Source organism: Rhizobium sp. 18065, assembly GCF_902706095.1.
GTDB lineage: Bacteria > Pseudomonadota > Alphaproteobacteria > Rhizobiales > Rhizobiaceae > Allorhizobium.
In genome coordinates, this window is the sequence record NZ_CACSJP010000014.1 from 75463 (window position 1) to 85932 (window position 10470).

General features: G+C 58.3%; 10 protein-coding genes. 8 read left to right on the forward strand and 2 right to left on the reverse strand.

Annotation, left to right across the window (positions count from 1 at the left end):
• Positions 1 to 34: 34 nt before the first annotated feature.
• Entirely contained in the window at positions 35 to 931 is an 897-nt protein-coding gene (locus GVK95_RS23000; protein WP_159953016.1) for a LysR substrate-binding domain-containing protein, read from the forward strand.
• A 553-nt stretch (positions 932 to 1484) separates the two neighbouring features.
• Here GVK95_RS23000 and GVK95_RS23005 read toward each other — a convergent pair.
• Positions 1485 to 2351 carry an AraC family transcriptional regulator gene (locus GVK95_RS23005; RefSeq protein WP_159953017.1) on the reverse strand — a complete coding sequence of 289 codons (867 nt, stop codon included), beginning with the start codon at positions 2349 to 2351 and terminating at the stop codon, positions 1485 to 1487.
• 192 nt (positions 2352 to 2543) lie between these two features.
• Here GVK95_RS23005 and GVK95_RS23010 point away from each other — a divergent pair, with 192 nt between their 5' ends.
• The 7 genes from GVK95_RS23010 to vapC all read left to right on the forward strand — a co-directional run bounded on the left by GVK95_RS23010 (position 2544) and on the right by vapC (position 9798).
• Complete coding sequence (locus GVK95_RS23010; protein ID WP_159953018.1) at positions 2544 to 3713, forward strand: substrate-binding domain-containing protein; 1170 nt, start codon at positions 2544 to 2546, stop codon at positions 3711 to 3713.
• Between the two features lie 25 nt (positions 3714 to 3738).
• On the forward strand, positions 3739 to 5304 hold the full coding sequence (locus GVK95_RS23015) for a sugar ABC transporter ATP-binding protein (RefSeq protein WP_159953019.1): 1566 nt from the start codon (positions 3739 to 3741) through the stop codon (positions 5302 to 5304).
• Positions 5301 to 6305, forward strand: a complete 1005-nt coding sequence (locus GVK95_RS23020) for an ABC transporter permease (RefSeq protein ID WP_159953020.1) — start codon at positions 5301 to 5303, stop codon at positions 6303 to 6305. Before GVK95_RS23015 ends, GVK95_RS23020 begins: the two co-directional genes overlap by 4 nt.
• Before the next feature lie 30 nt (positions 6306 to 6335).
• On the forward strand, positions 6336 to 7763 hold the full coding sequence (locus tag GVK95_RS23025) for an arabinose isomerase (RefSeq protein ID WP_159953021.1): 1428 nt from the start codon (positions 6336 to 6338) through the stop codon (positions 7761 to 7763).
• A 173-nt stretch (positions 7764 to 7936) separates the two neighbouring features.
• Entirely contained in the window at positions 7937 to 8950 is a 1014-nt protein-coding gene (locus GVK95_RS23030) for an IS30 family transposase (RefSeq protein WP_159953022.1), read from the forward strand.
• A gap of 216 nt (positions 8951 to 9166) precedes the next feature.
• Positions 9167 to 9397, forward strand: a complete 231-nt coding sequence (gene vapB, locus GVK95_RS23035; protein ID WP_159953023.1) for a type II toxin-antitoxin system VapB family antitoxin — start codon at positions 9167 to 9169, stop codon at positions 9395 to 9397.
• Complete coding sequence (gene vapC, locus GVK95_RS23040) at positions 9397 to 9798, forward strand: tRNA(fMet)-specific endonuclease VapC (RefSeq protein ID WP_159953024.1); 402 nt, start codon at positions 9397 to 9399, stop codon at positions 9796 to 9798. Before vapB ends, vapC begins: the two co-directional genes overlap by 1 nt.
• 328 nt (positions 9799 to 10126) lie before the next feature.
• Here vapC and GVK95_RS23045 read toward each other — a convergent pair.
• On the reverse strand, positions 10127 to 10470 hold a 344-nt coding region (locus GVK95_RS23045; protein ID WP_159953025.1), incomplete at its 5' end, for a helix-turn-helix transcriptional regulator.

Consider the following 10470-nt stretch of genomic DNA (forward strand, 5'->3'; position numbering starts at 1 on the left):
TTAAGTCTATGCATAAACCGTATAGGTGGATGGGATGAATTTCCGACAGATCGAGGCGTTTCGCGCCGTCATAATCAGTGGCACCGTCTCGAGAGCCGCCGAACTCATGGGCGTGACGCAGCCAAATGTGAGCCGTCATGTCGGCGAGCTGGAGGACGCGGTGGGCTTTGCGCTTTTTGACCGTGTGAAGGGGCGACTTGTCCCCACGCCGGAGGGGCAGGCGTTCTATCGGGACGTTGATGTCAGCTTCAAGGGCCTCGATCTGCTGCGGTCGTCGGCCGCGCGCATCCGAGATTTTGGGTCGGGCCAGATACGGGTGGCAAGTCTGGCTGCGGCGGGTTCTACCGTTGTGCCCCGTGCCGTGAAGCGCTTTCGTGAGACCTATCCGTCGGCGATCGTGACGCTCAGCATCATGTCGTCAGCTGCGGTGCGCAACCATATCGTCGATGGTGATTTCGACCTTGGTCTGGCTGCCGACGAGGTGGATCTGTCCGGTGTCGAACATCAGGTATTCGGCAGTTTCGCGGCCTTATGTGCTATTCCACCGACCCACCACCTGGCTGGACGGGACGTCATCCGGCCGCAAGATTTCCACGACGTGGACTATGTCGCACTGGCACCGGAAGATCGGGCGCGGCTACAGTTCGACCGTTACTGCGCCGAGGCAGGATCGAAACCCAACCTCGTCATCGAAACGCCCTTCGCTACCACGGCCTGCGCGCTCGCGCTCGAAGGTGTTGGCGTTGCCATTGTCAATTCGCTTGCTGTCGATGGCTTTGCGCAACGTGGCCTCGTGTTCAGGCCGTTCGAGCCGGCGGTCTACTTCAAAAGCTATCTTCTGTTTCGGCCAGATGTGCAGAAGGCGAGCCTTGTCAGAGCATTTGTTGCCGCGCTCATGGACGTGCGCAATAGCCGCCAGAGTGGGCTGTGATCTCTTGAAACTCCGGGGCCGGTGAGCCACCGTGACGACCAGGTCGAGAGCTGACGCCCGGAACGACAGGTTTTCCTTTTGGGAAGACGCCGAGCCGTTTCAATGATCCGCGCCGACGCGACGCGGCAAACCGTTTTGGCGTTCTCTATTTGGGCGAGACGCTGAAGGTTTGTTTCCTCCAGGCAGTCCTGCGCGATCGTCGCGGCGGTCTCAGCGGCGATGTTCCGATTGAGGAGAAAGAAATCTATTCGCTGGGTAATCCCCCCGCAAAGTAACCGGGTTTAAAAGTAGCATTTGTCTATGCCGTGGCGGTCGGCGAAATCCGAAAGCCGGCCGGGGTCGCGTCCGAACACGGCTTCGATCCGCGAGCCGGCGCTCGTTGCGATGGCATTTGCTATCGTGTCCGAGATGAAGCGCGTACCGATGATTGCCCAGCGTAGCGTTCTCGTTCCTCATACTCTCAAAGTTTGCGTCGTTTCTGCGTCAGCTACAATACGGCAGCGCCAACTCAAACGCGGGATTCGATCGTCAGCGGGGTTTCAAAGCCCGGACATCATAACGGGGACCGGGAGCGGTAGTCAGTCGGCGTGCAGCCAATCAGCTGATGGAACTGGGTCGAAAAGTGGAATGCGGAGTGAAAGCCAAGAAGACCAGCGATTTCCTTGATCGATTTGTCGGTGTTCACCAGAAAGTCGCCGGCACGCTGGATGCGCACTGTCATCTGATACTGCTTGGCCGACATGCCTGTGTGCTCACGAAACAGACGCCGAAAATAAGGGTAGCTGACGCCAAGTTCCTCGGCGAGCTGTTCGACGGACAGAGGGTGGCCGCATCGCTCCATCAGAATCATCCGTGCTCGATCGACGAGCCGGCCGGATGCGTTGCTGTTGATATCCGTGGGGCGGCACAAAAGGGCCAGCAGTTGGAGGCCGAGGGTCGAGATCAGCGGCTGATTTCGCAAAAAATCGTCCTGCGCCAATGCATGGACCGCTGCGAATACGCCTGAAATCTCGATGCTGCTTGAATGGACCGGCCGCTCCGGCTGCAGCAGACCGGCGTCGCGGGCAAAATCGAAGGCGCTCCCGCGGCATTCAATCCAGTGCTCGACCCATCCAGTGCGGCGATCCGGAGTAAACCGGTGCCAGACCCCAGGAAAGAGCAGGAAAATCGAATCTTGGGCAATCATAACCTGTCGACGTTCCGGCCCGAATTCCAGCCTTCCGCTGCCGGCACTGATCTGCACAACTTGATAAGCGTTCAGGATACGGCCGCGCGACCAGCTGAAATGATGATCGTCTGGATGACGGCTCGGGGGATAATCGGAATGCGGTGCTATTTCCGTATAGCCGGTAGAGACCGCGGTGCACCCCCAGGCGGCGCAAAGACGATTATCAGGCATATAGACGAAGTAGCTCTGCATGGTGGTGCCAAACTTAGGATCATTTTTTGTATGCAAATGATCATTTTTGCGGAATATGCCGGCGTGTCAATGGAAATGTTTGGTGTTAACTTACGAAGCGTAAGGTCAGTTTTCGAATGACCCTGCATGGATATGCTGAGATCATCAGCGGTTGCTGCTGCCAGGGAGGGCAGGGGCCGGGAGGAGAAAGACATGAAAAATCAAGCCAGCCTGCTGGCCGTTGCCGCGTGCCTTGCGGCTTCCGCAGTTTATGCCGAGGATTTCCACGGGTTCGATCCAACGAAATTCGACGGCAATATGCTATCGGCCGAAAATCTGAAGGCGATGGCGGCAGATGCCGCCAAGGTCACGCCGCCGAAGAATGGCAAGAGCTACAGCATCGGTTTCGCCAATCTGCAGCGCGACATTTCCTTCGGTGTGCTCGTCGAAAAGGGAATCCAGCAGAATGCGGATGCCGCCGGCGTCGAACTGGTGATTGCGGATAACCGCCTGGATGGGCCGACAGCTCTGGCCAATGCCAAATCCTTCGTCGAGCGCAAGGTGGATTACGTCATCGAATTCCAGACCGATGCCAATTTCGGCCAGACGGTCATGGATGTCTTCGCGGCAGATGGCACCGAAGTTACCGCGATCGACATCCCGATGCCCGGCGCAAGCTTCTTTGGTGTCAACAATCCGAAATCGGGCTTCATGGGCGGGTCCTATCTGGCGACAGCGGCACAGAAGAAATTCGGCGCCGATGTCGTGAACACAGGCTATCTGGTTATCGGCGCCCTGCCGCAGTCGGGCGTCATCCCGCGGATGCGCACGGAAGGCCAACGGGCCGGCTTCATGGCTTTGACCAAGGATTTCCCGGCCGATCACATCATCGAAATCGATACCAAGAACACGTTGCAGGAATCCTTCGCCCAGATGAACAACGTCATCGGCCGCATTCCGCCGGGTGTGCCGATTCTGCTGATCGCGATCAACGATCAGGCGACGATGGGCATGCTGCAGGCCGTGCGGGCTGCGGGCCGCGTCGATCAGGCAATCGCGGTCGGCAACGGGGCGGACGAGGCTGAGGCACTTGCCACCGATCCGAACCTGGTCGCGGCCACCGGCTCCTTCCCGGGCAGCTACGGCAACTATCTGATCCCGATCGCGCTTTCGGCTCTGGCAGGAAAGCCCGTTCCGGAGGCGACGTTCGTCACCCACCAGATGGTCACCAAGGCCAATATCTGCCAGTTCTACAAGGAATTTCCCTGCGTCGGCGAGGCAGATGGCTATGTGTTTCCGGAAACGGAATTCGCAACCTATCTCGCAGACCTGAAGAAGCAGGACTGGCTGAAGGGCTATGAGGCCATTCTCCCTCAGCAATGAGCGGGATGCCTTCAAGGAGCGTGACATGATTTCCGAGAAAACCCAGGGGAGCCGCAATCCGCGGCTCCAGATCGCCAATGTCAGCAAGGCGTTTGCCGGCGTGACGGTTTTGAAGAACGTGTCGCTTTCGGCCCATGCAGGCGAAATCGTCGCACTTCTTGGTGCCAACGGTGCCGGCAAGTCGACGCTCATGAAAATCCTGTCCGGTGTCTACACGCTGGACAGCGGTCTCATTCGAATTGACGAAACGGCAAGGAATATCGCCACACCGCAGGACGCGATTGCGGCCGGCATCCGGCTTATGCCGCAGGAACTTTCCGTCCATGCGGACCTTTCCGTGGCGGAAAATATCGCGCTTGGGTCTATGCCGAAGCGCCGTTTTGCCGGCATTCCGATCGTGGATCAGGCGGCGATGAACGGTCAGGCGCAGGCGCTACTCAAGCGACTGAGGCTAGATCATGTCGAACCCGGACGGCGGATGGGCTCGCTGCCCCTATCCGAACAGCGCATCGTGGAAATCGCCCGTGCGTTGGCAGGCAAGGCGCAGATCCTGATCATGGACGAGCCAACGGCATCGCTGGGCGAAGCGGAAGCCGACAATCTGTTCGAGGTGATAGAGGCCCTGAAAGCCCAAGGTGTGACCATCATTTATATTTCGCATTACCTGGACGAGGTTTTCCGGCTCAGCGACCGTATCATCGTGTTGCGCGACGGCGAGGTTCGCGGCCAGTTCAAGACCGGCGAGACCAGCCGCGACAATGTCCTGACTGCTATGCTCGGTAGCGAACTCGGGGACCTTTATCCCATCAAATCGAAGGCGGTCGCGGACGCAAAGACGGTTCTGGCCGTCGAAAGCCTGTCTCTTCCCGGATGGCTGGACGATGTCTCCTTCTCGGTTCGCCGCGGCGAAGTTTTTGGCGTTTTCGGCCTGATCGGCTCCGGCGCCGAAAAGATTGGTCGGGCTATCTATGGCGCCGAGCCTGCCGCCCGTGCCAAATCCATCCGGCTAAACGATATCGACATCGGCCTTTCCGGGCCGCGAAAGAGCGTGCGCGCCGGTATCGGCTTTGTTGCTGCCGAGCGCAAACGACAGGGTCTGATCGGCAATCTGTCGGTGCGCACCAACACCACGTTGCCCTATCTCAGCCTGTTTACGCAGTCCGGCGTCGTCGATCAGAAGCGCGAGGATGCGAGCACCAGAGACTGGATCAAAACCCTGCGGGTCAAGACATCGGGGCCGGATCAGGAGATCCGCCTGTTGTCCGGCGGCAATCAGCAGAAGATCTGCCTTGCCCGCTGGTTGCTCGGAAACCCGAATTTTCTGATCCTTGAAGAACCGACACGCGGCGTCGATCTCGGCGCCCGGCGCGAGATCTATGCGGAAATCCGCCGTCTGGCAGAAACGGGACTGGCCATCATCATCGTCTCCTCCGATGCGGAGGAGATTGGCGGGCTCGCTGATCGCAGCCTCGTTCTGGAGGATGGAAAGGTCGTGGCCGAGCTGGGACAGGCTGCGACTGCGACGGACCTGATGCGGGCGGCCGAGCCTGTGTCCGCCGTCCGCGATACGAATGAACTGGAGAAAGCATGAGCAAGTCGTCCTCCATTCCCGCAGCGCCGGGTGTTTCGAAGAAGCAGGCAAGTTCGCTGACCGACCTTCTCGGCCGGCCGGCCGCCGGCATTGTTCTCTTACTGGTGTTTTACATCCTGCTCCTGGGCGCGTTCTCGCTTCTATCCCCCTATTTCCTTACGCTGAGCAACCTGTCTAACATCGGCACCAATATGGCCTTCATCGGCCTAATGGCCGCTGCCGGCACGCCGCTGATCATCGGTGGGGGGCTTGATCTGTCGGTTGCTGCCGTCGCCGGTCTGGCCGGCGTCATCGTGGCGCTGATGCACGCCAACGGAATCAATATCTGGGCGGGCTGCCTCACCGCGCTTGTCATCGGCTGCGCAGTCGGCGTGCTCAACGGCTTCATCGTCACCCGGCTGAAGCTCAATCCGCTCATTGCTACCCTCGGGACGATGAGCATCTTTTCCGGTCTCTCGATGGTCATGACCGGCGGCCTGTCGAAGCCGCTCTTCGTTCCGGCCTTCAATTGGCTCGGGTCCGGCCGTCTCTTCGGAATCCCGTTTCCGATCATCCTGATGCTGATCGTGTTCGTCGCGCTGTGGCTGGTTCTCTCGAAAACACCGTTCGGACGCTTCGTCTATGCCACCGGCGGCAATCCGGAGGCCAGCAGCCTGCTCGGCGTGCCCGTTGAGCGGACCCAGATGGTGCTCTATATCGTCTCCGGCCTTTCAGGAGCTGCAGCCGGCATCATCCTTGCCGCAATGCTCGGCGCTGCGGCGCCGAATGCCGCCAGTCAGCATCTGCTGACCATCATCGCGGCCATCATTCTTGGCGGTACCAGTCTGTTCGGCGGACGCGGCAGCGTCTGGGGCACGCTGATTGCCGTTCTGATCCTAGGCACGCTGAACAACGGCCTGACGCTGATAAACGTGTCCTCCTTCTGGCAGGATGTGACCCGCGGCGTCGTGCTCCTGATGGCTGTCGGCCTCGATCAGCTGCGCGTGCGTCTGCAGAGCTGACGCCTTTCAATATTGCATCGGAGAACGGAAATGTCTGAACGCCTCTTGAAGGCCGGCCTCTTCGGCATCGGTCTGGAGGCCTACTGGCCGCAATTCAAAGGACTGGAAGCGCGGTTGCGCGGCTATGTCGATACAGTGGAGACCAAGCTTGCGCGCCCCGGCGTCGAGGTCGTCAATCTGGGGCTGATCGATACCCCTGAAAAGGCGATCGAGGCCGGTCACCAGTTTCGTCAGGCCGATGTCGATATCATCTTTCTCTACATCACCACCTATGCCCTGTCGTCGACCGTTCTTCCGGTGGTACGCCGGGCCAAGGTTCCGGTGATCATCCTCAATCTGCAGCCCACCGCCGCCATCGACTATGCCACCTTCAACGCGCTCGGCGATCGCACGGCGATGACCGGCGATTGGCTCGCGCATTGCTCGGCCTGCCCCGTTCCCGAAATCGCCAATGTCTTCCATCGGGCAGGCATCAGCTTTCATCAGGTGACCGGTGTTCTCGTCGGCGATCCGATCGTCGAGGAGGAGATCAACAGCTGGATCGAGGCCGCCCGCGTCGCGCATGTGATGGCGCATAACCGGCTCGGCGTCATGGGTCGCTATTACAACGGCATGCTAGACATCTATTCCGATCTCACCGCGCAGGCGGCGGCCTTCGGCACCCATATCGAAGTGCTGGAGATCGACGAACTGGCGCGGCTTCGCAATGACGTGAGCGAGGCGGATGTCGCGGCCTGTCTGGCGACGATTGCGGCCGAATTCGATGTCCAGACCGACTGCGATCCCAAGGAACTGGTGCGGGCGGCAAAGACGGCCGTGGCGCTTCGCAGGCTGGTGACCAAGAAATCGCTCGGGTCGCTAGCCTATTACTACGAATCCCAGCCCGGCCACGAATACGAAGACATCATCACCTCGGTCATCGTCGGCTGCTCTATGCTGACGGCCAACGGCGTGCCGATTGCCGGCGAATACGAGATCAAGAACGCTCAGGCCATGAAGATCATGGACAGCTTCGGTGTCGGTGGTTCGTTCACCGAGTATTATGCCATGGATTTTGCGGCCGACGTCGTGTTGATGGGGCATGACGGACCGGGGCATACCGGAATTGCCGAGGGGCGCACCAAGATCCGCCCGCTGCAGGTTTTTCATGGCAAGGTCGGCTCGGGCGTGAGCGTCGAAATGTCGGTCAGGCATGGACCGGTGACGCTGCTTTCGGTCGTCGAGAGCGCCGGCAAGATCAAGCTGCTCTGCGCAGAAGGTGCCTCCGTAGCCGGCCCTATCCTCGAAATTGGCAACACAAACAGCCGTTATCAATTTCCGCTCGGAGCCCGGCGGTTTGTCGAGGCATGGAATGCACAAGGGCCGGCACACCATTGCGCCGTCGGCGTCGGGCATGTTGCCGGGCGCATCGAGAAGCTTGGGAAGCTACTGGATCTGGATGTCGTAAAGGTCTGTTAAAGAAACGACCGGAGTGACTCGTAAGCGCAAGTCATGTGGAGGAAATCTTAATGGTTCCGAAGACGTTAAGAGAGTTCCATAAATATGCTTACGCCAAAAACGGGCTTAAAATTTGCAGATTCCATTTTCAAATGCAACGGAGACAATAATGGCCATGGTTTCAGGAGGATGGAATGGCCCGCTCTTTTGTGCAGTTGAATATGGACGAACGTCGCATCGTCGCACGGATGCATGAGAAGAAGATCAGCCAGGCAGAGATCGCACGAACGCTGCGTCGGGACCGCTCGACGATCTGCCGTGAGTTGCGTCGGAATTTCTGGCACGATCGTGACGTTCCGATTGCCGAAGGATACTGGCACGTCACCGCCCATGGGATGGCGGAAGACCGGCGACGGAGATATCGCAAGCTGCTGCGCGATCCAGATCTGTGCGCTGCGGTCATCGATCGCCTGAAGGAAGGCTGGTCTCCGGAACAGATATCCGGACGGCTGCGACTCGTCAGCGGCTCGTCTGCCCGATTGAGCCATGAAACGATCTACCAATATGTCTACTCGCAGGAAGGCCAGGATCAGCAACTGGCTCGACATCTGCCCGAACGACGACGCAAACGGCGCCCGAGATACGCACGCAAGCCCAGAAGTCTCGTCTTTCCAATCGAGTGCGCCATTCGCAACAGGCCTGAGACCATCAATTCTCGCAGCGAATTTGGCCACTGGGAGGCGGATCTGATGATCTTCAGAAAGGAACATGGATCCGCCAATGTCGCGACCGTCGTTGAGCGCAAGAGCCGGTATACCGTTCTCTTCCGCAACAATGACAGGCGCTCAAAGCCGATCATGAACCAATTGATCAGCCACCTAGCGCCCCTACCCGCGCGAGCTCGGCAAAGCCTAACGTTCGACCGAGGCCTCGAATTTGTTTCATGGCGGGAGCTGGAAAAGGGTATGGGAACGGCAGCCTGGTTCTGCGATCCGCAAGCCCCATGGCAAAAAGGCACCGTTGAGAATACCAACAAACGGGTTCGTCGTTACCTACCACCTGAGACCGTCGTGCTGGATGTGAGCAATCAGGAGATCCGTTCCTTGTGCGAACGTCTCAATGCCACGCCTCGGAAGTGCTTGGGGTTTCAGACGCCGACTGAGATCTTTGGCCAGCACTTATTGGCTATGGAGGGCCAGATCACATAGATTTCCAACCGGCGTTGCATTCGGGCTGGAACCAGCAATTTGAAATATATCGATTTTTATTCGTAGCGTCGGTTCGTTTCCCTTCAGTGCGAAGGCACTGGGCTATGACGCGTATCGAGTACTCACGGCACGACCTAATGTATATCCCATTGACATATCCCTGACGGCGCGTTATGTACATCATATAGTCGGTGATGCAATCCGGAGGGACGTAAGGTGGAACAGGGTGCAGTATTCCAGAGCAATCGAAGCCAAGCTATCCGTCTTCCAAAGGCAGTCGCTTTGCCTGATGATGTAAAGCGCGTCGATATTGTCGTCGTCGGACGCACTCGCATTATCGCACCTGCTGGCGAGGTCTGGGACAGCTGGTTCGAAGGAGCGGCGGCCACACCAGACTTCATGAATGAGCGTGATCAGGCCGCCTCCCAGGAGCGCGAGGCATTTTAATGCTGAAGTACATGCTGGACACCAACATTTGCATTTTCACGATCAAAAATCGACCACAGCAGGTGCGCGAGGCGTTTAATCGTTTCCATGATCAACTGTGCATCAGCTCGGTCAGTTTGATGGAACTGATTTACGGAGCGGAAAAGTCAGCCAGCCCTGAAAAGAACCTTCCCATCGTGGAGGGCTTCGCGGCGCGCCTTGAAGTGTTATCGTACGATGAACCGGCAGCAAGCCATACGGGTCAACTGCGGGCCGAACTGGCACGCAGTGGAACTCCAATCGGTCCATATGATCAATTGATTGCAGGACATGCTCGCTCGCGTGGGCTGATTATGGTTACGAACAATCGAAGGGAATTTGATCGCGTTCCCGGCTTGCGGGTGGAAGACTGGACAGGTTAGTCTTAAGCGTTCGCTCACCCATAGCCATCGATAACCGAGGATGATCCCTCTCGCAGGCACCTACCGCTAGGTCGCAGGTTCGTATTGGTTCAAGGCGAGCAATCCGCGGTCGGGATTATGCAGAGTATGGTCAAACAACGCCGAGAGAACAGGCTTGCGTGGATCGCATCGATCGATGGAGAGCAACGTACCTTGGGCAGGGAACCGGATGCAAGCCTATCACGGCGGCTAATCACATGGATAGTCGGATGGCTGCCGTTAGAGTGACAGCTATGAGCAAGGGAACCCTATCTGCATCTCCTATATCTTGGTCCTATGGCAATCCCGTCTAGCCGTGCCCCCATCGCGACTGACGCCACGCATTTGGTGTCGTGCCTTCCCATGATCGAAACGCCCGGTAGAACGAATTCGAGTCTTCGAAGCCGACAAGGTATGCCACTTCGTTGATTTCGATGGCGGGGTCCATGAGCAACCGTTGCACGACGTCCTGCCTGGCTTCCGTGAGAAGCTGGCGGAAATTCTTGCCTTCGTCCGTGATACGCCGTTGTAACGTTCTTTCGCTCATGCCCAGCTCGCGGGCGACATCGCCGAACTCCGGACGACCAGCGGCAAGTGCTCGCTTCAGCAAAACCTTCACCTGATCGCCGATTGAACTGTCTTCCTGAATCTCTT